This is a genomic window from Kitasatospora sp. NPDC058046, assembly GCF_042885595.1.
Lineage (GTDB): Bacteria > Actinomycetota > Actinomycetes > Streptomycetales > Streptomycetaceae > Kitasatospora.
On record NZ_JBHVRS010000020.1, the window covers coordinates 150,256 to 168,089 of the forward strand.

The following is a 17,834-nucleotide window of genomic DNA, read 5'->3' on the forward strand; positions in this document are numbered from 1 at the left end:
GCCCCTCGGGTGGCGTTTGGGGGGGGGTTCCCCGTGGGGGCGGCCCACTTTCGGTGGGTCTGCGGGCCGGGGGGTCCCGGCCCGGCACGACGAGTCTTCCGATCCCGCTCGCCTGGGGCATCAGGGGCGGGGAGCCGCCGTCCCCTGATCTTCCGTCAGGGTTCACCCGGAGGCGCGACACAGGAGGCTGTGGGCGGAGTCCGACTCGAACATCTGAGGACCCGACTGATCACTCCACAGGACGGGAGCACCGATCACCCGCTCATCGGCGTGACTTCACGGCGATCGGATCGGTTGCCTCTCCAGCGGCGCGTCGGGGCCACCCTCGTCGCATTCGTACGCTCCGTCCGCACCGTGCGGCCGGGGCTCCGAAGCCGTGCCGTCGCTCCCCGGAGGTCGGGAATGCCATCGCCGGACACGTGCTTCCCGATCCGCCAAGCCGTGATCCTGGCAGGCGGACGCGGCAGACGGCTCGCCCCGCACACGGACCTGCGCCCCAAGGCCATGGTCGAGGTCGACGGCACACCGCTGCTGCGCCACCAGCTCGACCGGTTCGCCGACGCGGGCGTGGAGACGGTGGTCGTCTCGGCGGGCTACCGCTCCCAGGCGATCACCGACTACGTCCGCACGGCGCCCCTGCCCGTCCGCACCACCGTGGTCGTGGAGTCCACCCCGCTGGGCCGGGGCGGCGGGCTGAAGCTCGCCGCCCGCGCGCTACCGGCGCCGCGGGACCCGTGGTTCGCCGTCTACGGCGACATCTGGGCCGACTTCCCGCTCACCCCGCTGGCCGCCCACCACCTGCGGTGCGGGGCGCTGGCCACGGTCGCCCTGGTCCCGCCCCGGCTGCCCCGGGGCACGGTCCGCTGCGACGCCCTGGGCCGGGTCGCCGAACTCGCCGCACCGCCGCCGCCCGCCTGCACGGTCAACGGCGGCGTGTACGCCTTCGCGCCCGGGGTCGTCCCCCTGCTGCCGGACCGGGGAGACCACGCGACCACGACCCTGCCGCACCTGGTGCGGCTGCGGCAGCTGGCGGGGTACCGCGCCGAGGGCTACTGGTGCGCGGTCAACACCCCGGCGGACCTGCGAGAGCTACGGGAGCGCGTGGCACCGACCGCGCCACCCGGGAACGGACCCGGCCTCAGCGGTACGACCGGGGACCGACACCCGCCGACCTGAGACCTCCCCGGTCCACGATCGTCCTCAGCACGAGCGACGCAGCGCTCCACGGCCGGGGAGTGGCGCCGGGATTGTGAATCAGGAGAGCCGTCTCCCGGGGTACGGAGGCAGGGCGGGGCCCGGCAGCCGGACCTGGCGCGAGTACACCGGCGGGGTGCCCTCCGTGGGAGCGGGCTCCGTGAAGCACTCCAGGAGCAGCTCGCCGCGCAGGTCGTCGAGCTCGTCGGGCGCCTCCTCCAGCAGGGCGTCCGCCCATACCTCCAGGGGCACGTTCCTCAGCGCGTCGTTCGGAACCCGGTTGACCGGCTCGGGCCCCAGCACCGCGAACTCCGGCTCGCCGTCCGCACGGAACCGCAGCCGCCACCAGTACGGCTGCCAGTAAGGGCGCTTCACCGGGAACCGCCTCCCGTCCGCGGTGCGCGTGCGTGCGGCGCCCTCACGTCCTGACCCAGGGCATCTCCGTCGACCCGGGCGCCGTGAGGAATCCGTCGATCCCCCACTCGGCGCCCCAGTTCCTGCCCGCCCAGTCCCCCTTCGGCGACCAGAGGGGCCGGGCCGGCTGCGGCCCCCACACGGCAGGGTCCGCGCGCACCAGCAACTCGTCCTCCGCCGCGTAGCCGCCGGTCAGCACGGTGACCAGGAACTCCGCGAAACCACCGTCGAAGTGGTCGAGCCGGTCCTCGTAGAACACCGCCACCGGCCACTGCTCGGGGTCCGGACCGGTGGTCAGCCAGCAGCACTGGTTGTGGTTGCTGTTCCAGCCCCAGGGCAGCAGGCCGCCCGGGTCCGGGAACACCGGGGTGGGGCCCGGCAGCTCCCACCACACCTCTTCGCCTTCGAGCTGATCGCGGAGATCGGTGTCGGTCCTGAAGCGCCATCCCGCCAGACCGGTCGGCTCGCCGGCGTAGACCGGCGTCTCCGTCGGCGTGTACACACCCCACTCGCCGTTCAGGTTCACCCCGCCGTAAAGGTCGATGAACGCCCGGTAGTCCGAGGGCAGTTGGACCCCCAGCTCGGCAGGCGCCGACTCCCACGGAACCCGCGCCGGGGCGTACACCGGCTCCCCCATGATCGCCCGCAGTCGGTCCCACGCCTCGGCCATCGCCCGCCCTCTCGCCGATTGCCAGCCCACCGGATGCCGCCTCTACGCGGTCGGGTCCCACTCCGCGAGCTGCTCCATCGGCTCGGTGGTGCCGGAGTTGTCCAGGCTGTCGAGCGGGATGCGGTCGTAGAAGTAGAGGACCAGGTCGCTCGCCGCCCCGCGCATCACCATGTCGCCCGGCTCCGCGTCGGCGGCGAGGCCGTCGCAGCGGACGCCGGAGGCGTCGAGGGTCAGGCGCCAGGAGCGGCCCTCGGCCGCGTGCAGGTCGATGGTCGCCGGCTTGAACGGCCAGGGGACGGTCGTCGCCGAGACGGTCGTCAGGAACTCGTCGACGCCCTCGACCGCGACGTCCGCCGGCAGCGGCTGTGCGGCGCCCAGGATGAGCTGGACGTCGTAGGTGTGGACGGCGATCTCCTGGATCTGGTGCCGGGCCAGGGCTCCGCTGGTCTCCGGGGCCTGCGAACGGCCCCACCAGGTCCAGCAGCCGCGGTCCGGACCGGCCTCGCGCAGAGCGTCGAGCATGAGCCCGGTCGACTCGGCGAGCCAGGCGTCCAGGGCTTCGCGGTCGCGGGGCGCGGTCGGGGCGCCCTTCGGGGACGTCTTCGCCGGGGGCTCGGCACCCGGGCCCGCCGCGACGATGGCGGCCTGGCGACGGCGGCCGTCGCCGAGGTGCTGCGCCAGTTCGCGCAGCGTCCAGTCCGGGCAGGTCGGGACCTGGACGTCGAGGTCGGGGGCGGCCGCGATCGCGGCGCGGAAAGCGGCCGACCGGTCCTCGATCAGCCTCAGGACCTCGGGAAACTCCACTATGTTCTGCACGCCGGATTGTGTATCACGGCACTCCGGCCACCGGACAGCGAATTTGTCGGCATGGTCCCCGCGGTGGACCGGAGCACGGGGGCGCCGACGTCACCGATACACCGGACGACAGCGGCCGGTGGGTCGCGGCCCCCGGCCGGGGCCGGGGGCCGCGGGAGGCGGTCAGCCCGCCATACAGGCGGCCCACTGGCCGCGAGCGAAGGACGCGCCGCCGGACCAGTAGTTGACGTTCCACGCCGCGGTGCACTGCTCCCTCTTCGACAGCTGCCGCGGGTAGGCGTTCGCCTGGGTCCCGGTGGCCAGGACGAGCACCGGGGCCAGCACGGCGGCAACGGCCGAGGCGGCGACAAGTCGGCGGATCTTCATGGGTGTGGATCCCTCTTTCGAGACGGCCGGACGCTCCGACGGAGCCCGGCCGGAGTGGTCGGCTCCGTGCGCCACATCCTGGCAATGCCCCTCGACCTGGGGGTATCCCACAAACCTGGGATGTCCCCGGACCGGCGGTGGGCGTCGGCGAGGAAGCGAGAGGAGTGGGAAGTCGGAGGGGTCGACTTCCCACTCCTGCTGGTTCAGTGGGGTGTTGGGCTATCGCGGGGTTCAGGGGGCATCGGGGACATCGGGCGCGGCGGGCGCGACGAGGTCGAGTTCGGCCCACACGGTCTTGGAGTTGGGGTGGCGGGGGATGGTGCCCCAGCGGTGGCTGAGGGCGTCGATGAGGGTGAGGCCGCGTCCGGTCTGGGCACTGGGGGTGTGGACGGTGGGGAGGACGGGGAGCCTGTCACCCCGGGGGTCGCTGATCTCGATGCGAAGGGTGGTGCCCCGGCGCACGGAGGTGGTGAGGGAGAGGTGAAGCTCGAACCCGCGCCCCGGAACGCGTCCGTGCGTGATCGCGTTGGCGGCCAGCTCCGTGACGATCAGCAGCGCGCAGTGGAACGGCTCGGTGTGCGTGGAGTCCAGCCCCCAGTGGGTGAGTTGACGCCTCGCCAAGCGTCGGCAGATGGCGGCGCCCTTGGGGGTGGCGGCGAAGAGGGCGGTACGGGACCGGGGGTCTTCGAGGGGGGTTTCGGTCGTCATGGGAGTTAAGCGTGGTCGGGCGGACGTACGCTGGCCAGCAGCCCGGCGGACACAGAGAGTATCTGTACGGGTGCACATAGTTGGCCTGCCGGTCGACCCAAGATCGAAAGAGATGGACTGCGATGAGCCTTGAGGGAACCGTCTTCGAGGACGGCGAGACGGCGGAGGGCTTCGACGGCGTCGCGGAGTTCTACAGCGCGGTCGGGAAGATGATCAAACTCCTCCGCGAGCGGGCGGGAATCACGCAGAAGCAGCTGGCCAAGACCACCGGCTACAGCGAAGACCACGTCGGGGCCGTGGAGCGGGGCGTGCGGACCCCGAGGATCGAGTACCTGACGGTGGTGGACGACGCCCTTGACGCAGGCGGGCTGCTCAAGGTCGTCGCGGACGACGTAATGAAGGCGAAGGTGCGCGTGTCCGAGAGGCACCCCGCCTACAACAAGGCCTTCACCCAGGAAGAGTGGAAGGCGATCGAGATCCACGAGTACAGCAGCCTCCACATTCCTGGACTTCTCCAAACGGAGGCCCATGCACGAGCACTGTTCGACATGCGCAGGCCGTGGCTCTCCGTGGAGCAGGTCGACCAGTGGGTTGCCGCGAGGTTGGAGCGGCAGCAGATCCTCACCCGCTGGCCTTTGCCGGTCATGAGTTGGGTGATCGACGAAAGCGCCCTGCGTCGTCCGCTGGGCGGCTGGGACGTTCACCGGGAGCAGTTGCGCCACCTGCTCAAAGTCGCCGAGATCCGGGGCCTGGAGTTGCAGGTCATGCCGCTCGACAGGACCGAGAACGCCGGCATGGGGGGTTCGTTCGTCCTCCTCACGCCGAGCGGACGACCGCAGATCGCGTACGTCGAGGTCCAGCACGTCAACAGGCTGATCACAGCCCCTGAAGAAGTCCGTAGGATGGCCGCACGGTACGGCACCCTCAGGGGGCAGGCGCTCACCATGAGGGAGTCCTTGGCCTTGATCGAAATGATCCTTGGAGAGCGATGAGCATGTCCGAGCTGGCATGGTTCAAGAGCAGTTACAGCAGCAACGAAGGTGCCGCATGCGTCGAGGTTGCCGGGACGACCACCGCCGTCCACGTGCGTGACTCCAAGGACAAGACCGGCCCCCAGCTGGCCTTCGAGCCGACCGCCTGGGCGGCCTTCGTGAAGTTCGCCGCCACCACCGAGGTCTGACCGACCAGAGCTCCCCTCAAACGGCCCACCGCCTTCCCGGCGGCGGGCCGTTGGCGTACCTGCGGCCTCCTGCCCCCACCCGACAGATCCATTCTGTACGGGTCCGGGTCGGCGTGTGTCAGCCGCCGACGCTCTCCCTGGTCCGGCGGGCCGCGCCGATGTCGGGGCTCAGCGCCGGCCGGGCGCCTGGGCCAGCAGACAGGCGTGGGACCGGTTTTCCCGCTGCGGGTGCGGCTGTTCGAGGCGGGTCGTGACGGTGAAGCCGGCCTGTTCGAGGAGTTCGGCGAGGTGCCCGGCCGGGACGAGGTGCGAGGCGTACGACACCGGGTGGCCGTACGCCTGGGTCGGGCGCAGCAGTTGGGCCTCGCCGACGTGGCCGCCGAGGAGGAGGTGGCCGCCGGGTGCGAGGACGCGGGCGAACTCGGCGAAGAGGCCGGGCAGTTGCGAGGCCGGGGTGTGGTGGACGGAGTACCAGGCGAGGATGCCGCCGAGGGCGCCGTCGGGGAGGTCGAGGGCGCCCATCGAGCCGTGCAGGAAGCGCAGTCGGGGGTAGGCCCGGCGGGCGAGCGCGACCATCTCGCCCGACACGTCCACCCCGAAGGCCCTCAGCCCCAGGCCGGACAGGTACGCCGTCACCCGCCCGGGGCCGCAGCCGAGGTCCGCGACCTCGCCGCCACCCGACTCCCGTACCAGCTCCGCGAAGGCGGCGAGCATGGCGCGGGACACCGGGTCCATGCCCTCCGGCGGGACGACGAGGCGGAGGTAGTCGGCGGCGACGGCGTCGTACGAGGCGCGGACGGCGGCGAGGTGCGCGGGTTCGGTCACCGCGCCATCTTGGCAGCCCTGGTGGCGCGTTCGGCGAAGACCTTCTCCCGGCGGTCGGCGGTCTGCTTCAGCATGCGCTTGCGGTCGCGGGCGGAGAGGCGGTCGATGTAGAGGCCGCCGTTCAGGTGGTCGGTCTCGTGCTGGAGGCAGCGGGCGAAGTAGCCGGTGCCCTCGATCACGACGGGGTCGCCGTGCTGGTCGACGCCGCGCACCACGGTGCGGGCGGGGCGGGCGAGTTTGGTGTTCGCGCCGGGGACGGAGAGGCAGCCCTCGGTCTCCTCGATCAGTGCGCGGCCGGGCTCCTGCTCGTCGACCACCGGGTTGAGCACGTGGCCGGTGTGCCGGACGCCGTCGTCGTCGGGGCAGTCGTAGACGAACAGGCGCAGGTCGACGTCCACCTGGTTGGCGGCGAGGCCGCAGCCGTCGGCGACGTGCATGGTGGCGAACATGTCGTCGATGAGCCGGGCCAGGCGCTCGCTGCCGAAGTCCTCCTCGGTGGCGGTCCGGCAGGTGCGGCTCAGGATCTCCTCCCCCACCTCGGTGATCCGCAGGACGGTCGGCCGTTCGCGCAGCTCGGACACGGGAGGGCACTCCTTCGAGAGACGGTACTTGCGGTCTGACTTTGCAAAGTAGCAGACTTTGCAAAGTGACCGAAGACCTCGTCAGAACCGGCCCCCTCCCCGAGCACGCCGTCCGCACCGCGCTGCTGGACCTGCTCGCCGAGCGCGAGCACGGCACCGTCACCTCCACCGAGGCCGCCGCCCGGCTCGGCCTCAGCTCCGGCCTCTGCTCGTTCCACCTGCGGCAGTTGGCCCGGTACGGGCTGATCGAGGAGGCCCCGGCCACCGACGGGCGGGCCCGGCCCTGGCGGCTGCCGACGACCCAACCGGACGCCGTGGAAGGCGGGTTCGGAGAGCTGGCGCGCGGCCTGGAGGACGAGAGCTACCAGCACTGGCTCGCCCGGCGCGCCGAGGCCCCGGCCGAGTGGCGGCAGGACGAGGCCTTCAGCGCCGTCGTCTACCTGACGCCCGAGGAACTGGCCGCCGTCGGCGAGGAGGTCCGCCGGACGCTGGCCCGCTACCGGGGCCGCGAGACCGACCCGGCCGCCCGCCCCGCCGGGGCCCGCCCGGTCGCCGCCGTCACCCGGCTCTTCCCGCTCCTCGACCAGTAGACAGCCGGATGGACAGGCCGTCAGACGGCCCGCGAACGCGCCCGCAGCGCCCGTACCAGCGGCCCGGCCGCCAACCCCGCCGCCGCTCCGAAGGCGACCCCCTGCACCCCGTCCCAGACGTCCTGCACGTCGCAGGCCCGCCCGATCGCCGGCAGCGCGTAGTGCACCGCCGACACCGCGAACGGCAGCACCGCCGCACCCAGCAGCGCCGCCGCCCGCCGCCGGGGGCCCGCCAGCGCCGCCGCGAAACCGACCGGGGCGTAGGTCGCCAGCTTGAGCTCGATGTGCCGGACGTGCAGCAGCTCGTACGGCGACCGCGGCCGGCCGCCCGCCACGGCGCAGTGCCGGACGGCGCCCTCCGAGAGCCGGAACGCCTCCGGCAGCAGGGTCGCCACGACCACCCCGCCGAGCCCGAGCAGCAGGACGAAGCCCACCACCCAGTGGGCCCGCAGCAACCGCCCCACCGGCCGGTTCAACAGGGCCGCGGGCACCAGCGAGAGCAGCAACCCGGGCCAGAACATCGGCATCCCGCCGAGCACCGCACTGATCACGCCTCAAACGGACGCCCCGCGCACCCGGCCGGTTCTCACCCGGAAGAGAAAAACCTCCGGAGCGTCACCATCCGCTCACCGCACGGACCGTCAGGCGACCGCGCGGAAGCCGACGCGGCCCCGACCCGACGGCCGCGCGAAGGCCGACGCGTCCTGGTCTACTGGGTCGGTCCCCGACGAGGACCCCCTTGACCAGCACCCGAGGAACAGGAGCCGGCCGTGCCCGAGCAGGAGATCCCGCGCGTCCCCATGACCACCGAGGAGATCGAGGCGGCCAACCTGGGTGCGCCCACCAGGCCCGACGGCCGGATCGTCCTGCGCGACCACGACCCGCGGTGGCCCGCGGCCTACCAGCGGGAGGCCGCGGGCATGGCGGAGCGCCTGGCCCACCTCGACCACCGGATCGAGCACGTCGGCTCCACCTCCGTGCCCGACCTCCCCGCCAAACCGGTCGTCGACATGCTGCTGATCGTGCCCGACTCCGCCGACGAGGCGGCCTACGTGCCCGCCCTCGAAGCCCTGGGCTACCGGCTCGCCGTCCGCGAACCCGACTGGTACGAGCACCGCGTCCTGCGCCGGTACGCCATCGACCCCAGCGCCGACTACGCCAACCTGCACGTGCTGTCCGCCGGATGCCCCGAGATCGGGCGGATGCTGCGCTTCCGCGACCGGCTGCGCCGCCACCGCGGCGACCGCGAGCTGTACGCCGACGCCAAGCGGGCCCTGGCCGAGCAGTCCTGGGAGTACCTGCAGAACTACGCCGACGCCAAGACCGAGGTGATCGCCGGCATCATCGAACGGGCCGCGGCCGAAGCGGAATAGCCGCTCAGTGCGGGATCGAGGAGATCAGCTCCTGCGCGCCCTGCCGCTTGAGCGCCAGCGCCACCGACGTCCCGAGGTCCTCCGGGCTGAGCGCGCCCGCCCACTCGTGGGCGTCCAGCACCTGCTTGCCGTCCGGGGTGAAGACCCGGCCGCGCAGCGAGAGGCGGCCGTCCCGCTCGGCCCTGGCGTACCCGGCGATCGGGCTGTTGCAGTGGCCCTGGAGCGCGTGCAGGAACATCCGCTCGGCCGCCGCCTCGCGCCAGGTGTCGTGGTGGCCGAGGCCGGTGACCGCCTCGATGGTCGCGGTGTCGCCCTCGCGGCACTGCAGGACGAGGATGCCGGCGCCGATCGGCGGGCACATCGCCTCGATGCCGAGCACCTCGGTGATCCGCGCCTGCTCGCCGATCCGCTCCAGGCCGGAGAGGGCGAGCAGCAGCGCGTCGACGTCCCCGGCGTCCAGCTTGGCGAGCCGGCTGTTGGCGTTGCCGCGGATCGGGAGGCACTCCAGGTGCGGGTGGGAGGCGGCGAGTTGGGCGACCCGGCGGACGGAGGAGGTGCCGATCCGGGTGCCGGGCGGGAGCGCGGCCAGCGGCAGGCCGCCGGGGTGGACGAGGGCGTCGCGGATGTCGTCGCGGCGCAGGTAGGCGGCGAAGACGGTGCCCGCCGGCAGCGGTCGGTCGGCGGGCACGTCCTTGAGGCAGTGGACGGCGACGTCGGCCTCCCCGGCGAGCAGCGCGGCGTCGACCTCCTTGGTGAAGGCGCCCTTGCCGCCGAGGGCGGCGAGATCACCCGTCCAGCGGTCGCCCGAGGTGGTGACGGGCACCACCTCGGTGCGCAGCCCCGGGTGCAGGGCGGCGAGTTCGGTGCGGACCCGCTCGACCTGGGCCAGTGCCATGGGCGAGGAGCGGGAGACGATGCGGATCAGCTCAGCGGTGGCCATGGCGCAGATGATAGGCGTCCTCACGGCACGGACTGAGCATGCGTCAGTTCCGTGACGGGAACGCGGCGGACCCGCGCACGGCGGAGGGCCGGTCGGATGATCCGACCAGCCCTCCCCACGGCGGGCTTACTCGTTGTGCAGCACCTCGGCGATCGGCAGCCGGGCGGCCGAACGGGCCGGGACGAGCGCGCCGAGGACGGCGATGGCGACGCCCGCGACGCCGACGCCGGTGAGCAGCGGGGCGCTCCAGACGTCCATCGTCCACTCCGGGAAGAGGATGCTCCCGACGTTCTCGATGAGCAGCCGGTGCGCCAGGATGCCGGCCGGGACGCCGATGAGCGCGCTGACCACGCCCTGCCAGGCCACCGAGGTGATCGTCATCGTCACCACCTGGCGGGGTGTCATGCCGATCGACTTGAGCATGCCGAGGTCCCGGCGGCGCTCGCGGATGGTGAGCAGCAGGGTGTTGAAGACGCCCAGCGCGGCGACCACCGACAGCAGGACGGTGAAGATCGTGGCGAAGCTGATCACCGCGACGATCGGGCCGGACGGGTCGGGCGCGAACACCTGGGCCGAGAGGCTCGGGTCGGCGGCCGTCACGGCCCGCTGGTACGCCTGGGCGTCGGCGCCCTCGGCGAGGCTGATGTCGTACTCGACCGCGTGCGGGTCGTCGGTGAGCGCGGTCCGGGTGAGGTCGTTGGACGTGAAGGCCCGGGCGTTGCCCTGGACCACCTCGCCGACCACGGTGACGGTCAGCCGCCGGCCGTCGAGGTCGAGGGTGAGCCGGTCGCCGAGCCTGAGTCCGTGCTCCCGGAGGAAGGAGGGCCCGGCCTCGATCTCGTTCGGCCCGGTCGCCGCGCGGCCCCTGACCACCTCGCGCTGCAGCTGCTCAGCGATCCCGTCGCCGCTGAGGAAGTCGGCGAAGACCGGCTGGGTGAAGCCGACCAGCCCGACCTTGACCAGCCCGCGGACGTGGACCTGGTCGGCGCCGGGGGTGGTCCGCAGCATCGTCTCGGTCTGGGCGGGGGTGAGCCGGGGCTCGGTCTTGTTGCCCGCGAAGTGGGCGGTCTGCACCCTGACGTGGGTGTGGCCGTCGTTGTGGCCCACCAGCCTGGTCAGGGTGGTGCCCAGTCCCGACGTCACGGTCACGGTGAGCACGCCGAGCACGATCGCCGACATGGTGAGCGCGGTGCGGCCGGGGCGGGCGAAGGGCTGGCCGAGGCCGAGGCTGACGGCGCGCGGCAGGCGGGTGCCGCTCAGCAGGCGCTGGACCTTCAGTCCGCGCCCGGCGCGCGGTGCGCTGCCGGCCGAGATGGCCTGGGCGGCGGACAGCCGGTGGGCGCGCGAGGCGGGGAGGAGGGCGGCGAGGACCACCAGCAGCGGGACGCTGACCAGGGTGGCGGCGGGCAGCCAGCCGGCCGGTTCGATCACGGCGGTGCCGGTGGTGATCCCGGAGAAGGCGGACTGGAGGATCGGGTGGGCCGCCACCCAGCCGGCCGCGGTGCCGAGGACGGTGCCGGCGACGGCGGGTACCGAGACCATGGTCAGGTAGACGGTGACCACCTGGCGCGGGGTGAAGCCGATCGCCTTCAGCACGCCGATGTGCCGGTAGCCGGAGACGACCGCGCCGCTCACCACGTTGCCGACGATCAGCGCGGCGACGACCAGGCCGAGCACGCCGAAGACCGTCATCAGCGGCAGGTAGGCGTCGGCGCCCGCGGAGAAGGCGTCCTTGAGCACCAGGTAGGACTGGACGTTGGTGAGCGCGTCCTTCGGCAGGCCCTCGGTGGCGGTGGCCAGGGCGGAGGTGAGCCGCTGTTCGTCGGAGGCGTCGGAGAACCGGTAGAGCATCTGCCGGGCGCTGGGGTGCAGGTCGGCGGCCTGTTCGGGGGTGACCCAGCCGCCCGCGCTCTGGCTCATGCTGGTGGCGTAGCCGACGATGGTCAGCGTCCGGCCGCCGCTGAGGGGCAGCGGGTAGTCCAGGTTGGCGGGCGAGTAGCCGCCGAACGGCTCGTTGATGACGACCTCGCCGGGCTTGCTCGCCCAGCGGCCGCCCAGCAGTTGCACCCGGTCCACCGGGCCGGCCGGGTCGGAGCGGCCGACCAGGGTGAGCGCTCCGGGCGGGCTGCCGACCCAGTCGGTGGGGATCTCCACCACGGCCTGGTCGAACGGCCCGGCGGCGGCCTCGACGCCGGGCCGGTGGGCGGTGGCGGCCAGTTGTTCCGGCGTGGCCCCGGCCGGGTCGAAGGTCGCGACGACGTGGGCGCCGCGCTGCTGGGAGAAGGCGTCGTCGAAGGGGGCCCGGGCGGCGCTGATCACCGCGAGGGCGAGCAGCACGGTCGTGGTGGAGCAGAAGACGACCAGGCCGATCACGATGGTCTGCACCCGGCGGCGCTTCACGGCCGCCCGGGAGGCACGCCAGACGGCGCCGGTCATGCGGACGCCTCCAGCATCCGGTCGCCGGCCACCCGGCCGTCCGCGACCTCGACCAGTCGGCTGGCGCAGCGGGTGGCCAGGGCGGGGTCGTGGGTGACGATCAGCAGGGTCTGGCCGATCTGGTTGAGGTCGATCAGGAGGTCCATCACCTGCTCTCCGGAGCGGCTGTCCAGGGCGCCGGTGGGCTCGTCGGCGAGCAGCAGGGCCGGGCGGTTCATCAGGGCGCGGGCCACCGCGACGCGCTGGCGCTCGCCGCCGCTGAGCGTGGCCGGGTAGACGTCCTTGCGGTGCGCGACGCCGAGTTCGTCCAGCAGCTCCAGCGCCCGGCGGCGGGCCTGGCGGGCGCCGGTGCCGGTCAGCTGGGCGGCCAGGGCGACGTTGTCGAGGGCCGGGAGGTCGTCGATCAGGTTGAAGAACTGGAAGATCATGCCGACGTGCCGGCGGCGGAACAGGGCCAGCCCGTTCTCGTTCAGCCGTCCGAGGTCCTGGCCCTGCACCCGGACGGTGCCGGCGGTGGGCCGGTCCAGTCCGGCCACCATGTTCAGCAGGGTGGACTTGCCGCACCCCGAGGGGCCCATCACGGCGACCGCCTCGCCGGCGCGGATCCGCAGGTCGACGCCGTCGAGCGCCTTGGCGTCGCCGAACTCCTTGTGCACCCCGGACAGCTCGACGACGACCTGCGCGTCGTCCGGCCGGGAGGTCCCGTCGTGGTCGTTGCTCATGGTGGACGACCGTAGGCGCGGGGCCGCCGCCGGCACGTCCCACCCCGGGTGTAACCGCGGCGGCCGTAGTACCCGGGATGTACGGGGGCGGCACCCCCGGATGATGTGGATCATGCGGTGACCTGGGAGGCTGTCGCCGTGTGGGGAACGGGGTGGGAGTGGGCGGCCGTCGCGACGGCCGCTGCGGCGGGCACGGCGGCCGGCTGGCTGGCGGTGGCGCTCGCCCGGGCGCGGCGGCTGCACCGGGCGGCCATCGGCGAGCGCGGCTGGCTGCTGGAACGGGAGCGGGAGAGCGCCGCCCGGACCGCCGTGGAGGCCGAACGGTCCCGGATCGCCGCCGAGTTGCACGACATCGTGAGCCACAACGTGAGCCTGATGGTGGTGCAGGCCGGGGCCGCGCGCGAGGTGCTGGCCACCATGCCCGCGGAGGCGGCGGCCGCGATGGCCGCGGTCGAGGCGGCCGGGCGGGACACGATGACCGAGCTGCGGCACCTGCTCGGCCTGCTGGCCCCCGCCGCGGACGGCAGCGAGGAGCCCGCGCCGGACGGCTTCGCGCCGCAGCCCAGCCTGAGCCGGCTGAGCCCGCTGATCGACCGGTTCGCCTTCGCCGGGCTGCCGGTCGAGGTGCGGGTCTCGGGCGAGCCGAGGCCGCTGCCGGGCGGGATCGACGTGACGGCGTACCGGATCATCCAGGAGGCGCTGACCAATGCGCTCAAGCACGGGGACGGGGTGACGGCGGAGGTGACGGTGCGCTACGCGGACCACTACCTGCGGGTGGAGGTGCTCAACAGCGGTCCGAGCGTGCTCTCCGGGGCGGCCGCCGCGTCAGGGGGGCGGGCCGCACCGGACGGGCCGAGGCCGGACGGCGCCGGGCGCGGGCTGATCGGCCTGCGCGAGCGCGTCGCGGTGTACGGCGGGGACCTGGACGCCCGGCGCCGGCTCGGCGGCGGCTTCCGGGTCCGCGCCCGCATCCCGCTGGACCGGCCGTGACGGAGGAGAACGTGCCCCAGGACCAGGAGCGCCGCCCCCGGGTGGTGATCGCCGACGACCAGGAGCTGGTCCGCACCGGCTTCCGGATGATCCTCACCGCGCGCGGCATCGACGTGGTCGCCGAGGCCTCGGACGGCGCCGAGGCGGTGGCCGCCGCCGTCCTGCACCGCCCGGACGTGGCGCTGCTGGACATCCGGATGCCCGGCACGGACGGGCTGGAGGCCGCCCGGCGCATCCTGGCCCAGGTGCCCGGCTGCCGGGTGATCATGCTGACCACCTTCGACCTGGACCACTACGTCTACGCCGCGCTGTCCGCCGGGGCCAGCGGCTTCCTGCTCAAGGACGTCACCTCCGCCCACCTCGCCGCCGCCGTACGGCTGGTGGACACCGGGGACGCGCTGCTCGCCCCCTCGATCACCCGGCGCCTGGTCGAGCGGTTCGCGGCCGGCGCCCCGCGCCCGGCCCCGGGCGCCGACGGCCCGGCGCTGCACCGCGACCTCGCGCCGCTCACCCCGCGCGAGGCGGAGGTGCTGGCGCTGCTCGGGCGCGGGCTGTCCAACACCGAGCTGGCGCGCGAGCTGACGCTCAGCGAGTCGACGGTGAAGACCCACGTGGCCCGGATCTTCGCCAAGCTGAACCTGCGGGACCGGGCGCAGGCGGTGGTGCTCGCCTACGAGACCGGGCTGGTCGCGCCGGGCGGCGCCGACTGAACGTCAACTTCCCTTGACCTCATGCTGATTGGCATGACTATCAGCCCAATCTCACTCCTTGGAGTTAACTCTCTTCACCACGTTCTCCTTTTTGCCAGTTCATGGGGCACCATCTGCATGTCCACGCCCGAACGTGACCACCACCTCGGGCGCCACCCCCCGGCATGACGAGAACACTTGGACCGGCCCGTGACCACCACCGCCCCCGTGTGGGACTGCCCCTTCCACCACACCGACGGCCTGGAGTTCGACCCCCTCCTGAAGCGACTGCTCACCGAGGCCCCGGTCGCCAGGATCCGGCTGCCGCACGGCGAGGGCGAGGCCTGGCTGGCCACCCGCTACGAGGACGTCAAGGTGGTCACCAGCGACCGCCGGTTCAGCCGCGCCGCCGGCATCGGCCGCGACCTGCCCCGGATGACGCCCGCCCCGATCGCCCAGGCCGAGGCGATCAACCTGATGGACCCGCCCGCCCACAACCGGCTGCGCCGACTCGTCGCCCAGGGCTTCACCAACCGCCAGGTCGAACGGATGCGCCCGGCCACCCAGCGGACCGTCGACGGCTACTTCGACGAGATGACCGAGCACGGCGCCCCCGCCGACCTGATGCACTTCCTGGCCGGCCGCCTCCCGCTCACCACCATCTGCGAACTGCTCGGCATCCCCGCCGCCGACCGCGCCGAACTGCGCGGCCACGCCGTGGCGATGATGCGGATGGGCCCCGGCAGCCGGGACGGCCAGGAGGCCGCCAAGAGCGCGCTGCGCGACTACTTCACCGGGCTGACGGCCGAGCGCCGCGCCCGCCCCGGCGAGGACCTGATCAGCGCCCTGGCCACCGCCCGCGACGGCGACGAACTGCTGGCCCCGGACGAGCTGACCGTCATGGCGATGGTCCTGCTGGTCACCGGCCACGACACCAGCACCTACCAGCTCGGCAACCTCACCTACACCCTGCTCACCCACCCCGAGCAGCTCGCCAAACTGCGCGCCCGGCCCGAGACGCTGCCCCGCGCCCTGGAGGAGCTGCTGCGCTTCATCCCGTTCCGCCAGGGCGTCGGCATCGCCCGGGTCGCCACCGAGGACGTCGAACTGGGCGGCGTGCTGATCCGGGCCGGCGAGGCCGTGCACGTCTCCTACCTGACCGCCAACCGGGACCCGGCGGCCTACGAGCGCCCCGACGAACTCGACCTCGACCGCGACGCCGGGCCCGTCAACATGACCTTCGGGCACGGCCAGCACCGCTGCCTCGGCTCGCACCTGGCCCTGATGGAGCTGCAGGTCGCCATCGGCACCCTGCTGCGCCGCTTCCCCGGCCTGCGGCTGGCCGTCGAGCCGTCCGAACTCGACTGGAACTCCGGCTCGATCTGGCGCTTCCCGCACACCCTGCCGGTGGCCTGGTAGCCGACTCCCCGCCTGCCGCCGCCACCCGTCACCACCACCCGCCGCCGCCCGCCGCCCACGGCCGCCGCGGCGTCCGCACCGCTCCACGCATCCACCATGCCTGCCACCAGGCCCCCAGGGGAGACCCGTACCCATGGCAACACTCTGCCGCCCCGCCATCGCCGTACCCGAGCACGTCATCACCCTCGACGAGACCCTCGCCCTGGCCCGCACCCTGCACGCCGACCACCCCCGACTCGGCCTGGCGCTGCGGCTGATCGAGAACACCGGGGTGCGCACCCGGCACCTGGTCCAGCCGATCGAGCGGACCCTCGCCCACCCGGGCTTCACCGTCCGCAACGAGGTGTACGAGCGCGAGGCCAAGCGGCGCGTCCCCGAGGTGGTCGAACGCGCCCTCGCCCACGGCGAGTTGACCGCCCGGGACATCGACCTGATCGTCTACGTGTCCTGCACCGGCTTCATGATGCCGTCGATGACCGCCTGGCTGATCAACACCATGGGCTTCCGCTCCGACACCCGCCAGGTGCCGATCGCCCAGCTCGGCTGCGCGGCCGGCGGCGCCGCCGTCAACCGGGCGCACGACTTCTGCCGCGCCTACCCGGGCGCCAACGTGCTGATCGTCGCCTGCGAGTTCTGCTCGCTCTGCTACCAGCCGACCGACCTCGACGTCGGCTCGCTGCTCTCCAACGGACTGTTCGGCGACGCGGTCGCCGCCGTGGTGATGCGCGGGAACGGCGGGCACGGCGTGCAGGTCGAGCGCAACGGCTCGCACCTCGTCCCGCACACCGAGGACTGGATCTCGTACGGGGTGAAGGACACCGGCTTCCACTTCCAGCTGGACCGGCGGGTGCCCGGCACCATGGAGCTGCTCGCGCCCGCGCTGCGCGGCCTGGCCGGGGAGCACGGCTGGGACGTCTCCGGGCTCGGCTTCTACATCGTGCACGCGGGCGGCCCGCGCATCCTGGACGACCTGTGCCGCTTCCTCAACCTGGAGCCGGCCACCTTCCGCTACAGCCGGGCGACGCTCACCGAGCGCGGCAACATCGCCAGCGCCGTCGTCTTCGACGCCCTGGCCCGGCTGTTCGCCGACGGCGGCGTGCCCGAGGGCACCACCGGGCTGATCGCGGGCTTCGGACCGGGCATCACCGCCGAGATCTCGCTGGGCAGTTGGGTCGGCGCACCGGCCGAAGGGGCGCGTCCGCGCCGGCCGCGCGCCATCTCCACCTCCGACATCGCGCTCGTCCATCCGACCGTCCCCCGCCGTTTCCCGACCGGCACTACGATCTCCTGATGACCGATACCACGGAGCGCACCGACACCTCTGCCAGATCAGCCGAACTCGCCGCCCTGTTCCCGGCGTTGCACGCGCCGCAGTACTGGAGCTGGGGCCGCTTCGACGCGCAGTTCTCCACCGAGCCGCCGCCGGACGCCCTGGTCACCAACATCCACCTGGTCGGCTTCGCGGACGGTCAGGTCGTGCTCTGCCGGGACGACCGGGACCACTGGTTCCTGCCCGGCGGCACCCGGGAGCAGGACGAGGGCATCGTCGCCTGCCTGGCCCGGGAGCTGCGCGAGGAGGCGGGCGCCCGGCTGCTCGGCGAGCCGCACTGGCTGGGCGCGCACCGCTGCCGCACCGAGGACCCGGTGCCGTACCGGCCGTGGCAGCCGCACCCGGAGAAGGCCTGGCTGTGGGGCTGGGGCGAGGTCGCGCTGGACTCCGCGCCGACCAACCCGGCGGACGGCGAGCAGGTGGTCGAGGTCCGTCCGGTGCCGCCCGCGGAGGCCCAGCGGCTGCTGCTGGCCGGGCACGACGCCTGGTGGGGCGAGCTGGTCGCGCTGGCGGTGGAGCTGCGCCGACGGGCCGGGCTGGGCTGAAACCGCTCCCCGCCGGGATATTCCCACTGGGACGGAAGACCACCGG

The 17,834-nt window shown here is 73.3% G+C and carries 21 protein-coding genes; 10 read left to right on the forward strand and 11 right to left on the reverse strand.

Annotation, left to right across the window (positions count from 1 at the left end; genetic code table 11):
- Nucleotides 1-441: 441 nt before the first annotated feature.
- A complete protein-coding gene (locus ACFVU7_RS32865; RefSeq protein ID WP_388048707.1) occupies nt 442-1,176 on the forward strand; it encodes an NDP-sugar synthase in 735 nt (244 codons plus the stop codon).
- Between the two features lie 78 nt (nt 1,177-1,254).
- Here the strand turns inward: ACFVU7_RS32865 and ACFVU7_RS32870 are convergent, their stop codons facing one another.
- The 5 genes from ACFVU7_RS32870 to ACFVU7_RS32890 form a co-directional block, all read right to left on the reverse strand.
- A complete protein-coding gene (locus ACFVU7_RS32870) occupies nt 1,255-1,569 on the reverse strand; it encodes a hypothetical protein (protein WP_375875258.1) in 315 nt (104 codons plus the stop codon).
- A 43-nt stretch (nt 1,570-1,612) separates the two neighbouring features.
- Nucleotides 1,613-2,278, reverse strand: a complete 666-nt coding sequence (locus ACFVU7_RS32875) for an SMI1/KNR4 family protein (protein WP_117487295.1) — start codon at nt 2,276-2,278, stop codon at nt 1,613-1,615.
- A 42-nt stretch (nt 2,279-2,320) separates the two neighbouring features.
- Entirely contained in the window at nt 2,321-3,094 is a 774-nt protein-coding gene (locus ACFVU7_RS32880; protein WP_074002226.1) for a maleylpyruvate isomerase family mycothiol-dependent enzyme, read from the reverse strand.
- Nucleotides 3,095-3,256: 162 nt separating this feature from the next.
- Nucleotides 3,257-3,460 carry a hypothetical protein gene (locus ACFVU7_RS32885; RefSeq protein ID WP_049651392.1) on the reverse strand — a complete coding sequence of 68 codons (204 nt, stop codon included), beginning with the start codon at nt 3,458-3,460 and terminating at the stop codon, nt 3,257-3,259.
- 231 nt (nt 3,461-3,691) lie between these two features.
- A complete protein-coding gene (locus tag ACFVU7_RS32890) occupies nt 3,692-4,168 on the reverse strand; it encodes an ATP-binding protein (RefSeq protein WP_375875260.1) in 477 nt (158 codons plus the stop codon).
- Nucleotides 4,169-4,290: 122 nt separating this feature from the next.
- Here ACFVU7_RS32890 and ACFVU7_RS32895 point away from each other — a divergent pair, with 122 nt between their 5' ends.
- Together ACFVU7_RS32895 and ACFVU7_RS32900 are read left to right on the forward strand one after the other, a co-directional pair.
- Nucleotides 4,291-5,160 (forward strand): helix-turn-helix transcriptional regulator, encoded by an 870-nt coding sequence (locus ACFVU7_RS32895; RefSeq protein ID WP_074002224.1) that lies wholly within the window; start codon nt 4,291-4,293, stop codon nt 5,158-5,160.
- On the forward strand, nt 5,157-5,348 hold the full coding sequence (locus tag ACFVU7_RS32900; protein ID WP_388048710.1) for a DUF397 domain-containing protein: 192 nt from the start codon (nt 5,157-5,159) through the stop codon (nt 5,346-5,348). Before ACFVU7_RS32895 ends, ACFVU7_RS32900 begins: the two co-directional genes overlap by 4 nt.
- A 168-nt stretch (nt 5,349-5,516) precedes the next feature.
- On the opposite strand, the gene ACFVU7_RS32905 is transcribed toward ACFVU7_RS32900, so the two are convergent.
- The gene (locus tag ACFVU7_RS32905) at nt 5,517-6,173 is read right to left on the reverse strand and encodes a class I SAM-dependent methyltransferase (RefSeq protein ID WP_388048712.1); all 657 of its coding nucleotides are present in this window, start codon (nt 6,171-6,173) and stop codon (nt 5,517-5,519) included.
- Nucleotides 6,170-6,754, reverse strand: a complete 585-nt coding sequence (gene def, locus ACFVU7_RS32910; protein WP_049651387.1) for a peptide deformylase — start codon at nt 6,752-6,754, stop codon at nt 6,170-6,172. Before def ends, ACFVU7_RS32905 begins: the two co-directional genes overlap by 4 nt.
- Nucleotides 6,755-6,819: 65 nt before the next feature.
- On the opposite strand from def, the gene ACFVU7_RS32915 reads away from it, so the two are divergent.
- Nucleotides 6,820-7,344, forward strand: a complete 525-nt coding sequence (locus ACFVU7_RS32915; protein ID WP_338016274.1) for a helix-turn-helix transcriptional regulator — start codon at nt 6,820-6,822, stop codon at nt 7,342-7,344.
- A 20-nt stretch (nt 7,345-7,364) separates the two neighbouring features.
- Here the strand turns inward: ACFVU7_RS32915 and ACFVU7_RS32920 are convergent, their stop codons facing one another.
- Nucleotides 7,365-7,895, reverse strand: coding sequence for a hypothetical protein (locus ACFVU7_RS32920; RefSeq protein WP_388048714.1), 531 nt, complete (start codon nt 7,893-7,895; stop codon nt 7,365-7,367).
- 219 nt (nt 7,896-8,114) lie between these two features.
- Here ACFVU7_RS32920 and ACFVU7_RS32925 point away from each other — a divergent pair, with 219 nt between their 5' ends.
- Entirely contained in the window at nt 8,115-8,717 is a 603-nt protein-coding gene (locus ACFVU7_RS32925) for a GrpB family protein (protein ID WP_380743817.1), read from the forward strand.
- A gap of 4 nt (nt 8,718-8,721) precedes the next feature.
- On the opposite strand, the gene hemC is transcribed toward ACFVU7_RS32925, so the two are convergent.
- The 3 genes from hemC to ACFVU7_RS32940 form a co-directional block, all read right to left on the reverse strand.
- Nucleotides 8,722-9,657 (reverse strand): hydroxymethylbilane synthase, encoded by a 936-nt coding sequence (hemC, locus tag ACFVU7_RS32930; RefSeq protein ID WP_049651384.1) that lies wholly within the window; start codon nt 9,655-9,657, stop codon nt 8,722-8,724.
- 126 nt (nt 9,658-9,783) lie between these two features.
- Nucleotides 9,784-12,093, reverse strand: coding sequence for an FtsX-like permease family protein (locus ACFVU7_RS32935; protein ID WP_388048716.1), 2,310 nt, complete (start codon nt 12,091-12,093; stop codon nt 9,784-9,786).
- The gene (locus ACFVU7_RS32940; RefSeq protein WP_049651382.1) at nt 12,090-12,815 is read right to left on the reverse strand and encodes an ABC transporter ATP-binding protein; all 726 of its coding nucleotides are present in this window, start codon (nt 12,813-12,815) and stop codon (nt 12,090-12,092) included. Before ACFVU7_RS32940 ends, ACFVU7_RS32935 begins: the two co-directional genes overlap by 4 nt.
- A gap of 117 nt (nt 12,816-12,932) precedes the next feature.
- Between ACFVU7_RS32940 and ACFVU7_RS32945 the strand changes: the two genes are divergently transcribed.
- From ACFVU7_RS32945 to ACFVU7_RS32965, 5 genes are all read left to right on the forward strand, one after another.
- Entirely contained in the window at nt 12,933-13,805 is an 873-nt protein-coding gene (locus ACFVU7_RS32945; protein WP_387966421.1) for a sensor histidine kinase, read from the forward strand.
- 11 nt (nt 13,806-13,816) lie between these two features.
- Nucleotides 13,817-14,515, forward strand: coding sequence for a response regulator transcription factor (locus tag ACFVU7_RS32950; RefSeq protein ID WP_255357472.1), 699 nt, complete (start codon nt 13,817-13,819; stop codon nt 14,513-14,515).
- A gap of 189 nt (nt 14,516-14,704) precedes the next feature.
- Entirely contained in the window at nt 14,705-15,913 is a 1,209-nt protein-coding gene (locus ACFVU7_RS32955) for a cytochrome P450 (RefSeq protein ID WP_388048718.1), read from the forward strand.
- A gap of 133 nt (nt 15,914-16,046) precedes the next feature.
- Complete coding sequence (locus ACFVU7_RS32960) at nt 16,047-17,204, forward strand: type III polyketide synthase (protein ID WP_380743824.1); 1,158 nt, start codon at nt 16,047-16,049, stop codon at nt 17,202-17,204.
- A complete protein-coding gene (locus ACFVU7_RS32965; RefSeq protein ID WP_380743826.1) occupies nt 17,204-17,788 on the forward strand; it encodes an NUDIX hydrolase in 585 nt (194 codons plus the stop codon). The genes ACFVU7_RS32960 and ACFVU7_RS32965 overlap by 1 nt, the downstream gene beginning before the upstream one ends.
- Nucleotides 17,789-17,834: the final 46 nt, after the last annotated feature.

Bases quoted from the DNA above. Each gene is read 5' to 3' on its own strand.
- ACFVU7_RS32875 (WP_117487295.1), bottom strand. From the start codon at position 2,278: ATGGCCGAGGCGTGGGACCGACTGCGGGCGATCATGGGGGAGCCGGTG.
- ACFVU7_RS32885 (WP_049651392.1), bottom strand. From the start codon at position 3,460: ATGAAGATCCGCCGACTTGTCGCCGCCTCGGCCGTTGCCGCCGTGCTG.
- ACFVU7_RS32890 (WP_375875260.1), bottom strand. From the start codon at position 4,168: ATGACGACCGAAACCCCCCTCGAAGACCCCCGGTCCCGTACCGCCCTC.
- ACFVU7_RS32895 (WP_074002224.1), top strand. From the start codon at position 4,291: ATGAGCCTTGAGGGAACCGTCTTCGAGGACGGCGAGACGGCGGAGGGC.
- ACFVU7_RS32900 (WP_388048710.1), top strand. From the start codon at position 5,157: ATGAGCATGTCCGAGCTGGCATGGTTCAAGAGCAGTTACAGCAGCAAC.
- hemC (WP_049651384.1), bottom strand. From the start codon at position 9,657: ATGGCCACCGCTGAGCTGATCCGCATCGTCTCCCGCTCCTCGCCCATG.
- ACFVU7_RS32935 (WP_388048716.1), bottom strand. From the start codon at position 12,093: ATGACCGGCGCCGTCTGGCGTGCCTCCCGGGCGGCCGTGAAGCGCCGC.
- ACFVU7_RS32940 (WP_049651382.1), bottom strand. From the start codon at position 12,815: ATGAGCAACGACCACGACGGGACCTCCCGGCCGGACGACGCGCAGGTC.
- ACFVU7_RS32960 (WP_380743824.1), top strand. From the start codon at position 16,047: ATGGCAACACTCTGCCGCCCCGCCATCGCCGTACCCGAGCACGTCATC.
- ACFVU7_RS32965 (WP_380743826.1), top strand. From the start codon at position 17,204: ATGACCGATACCACGGAGCGCACCGACACCTCTGCCAGATCAGCCGAA.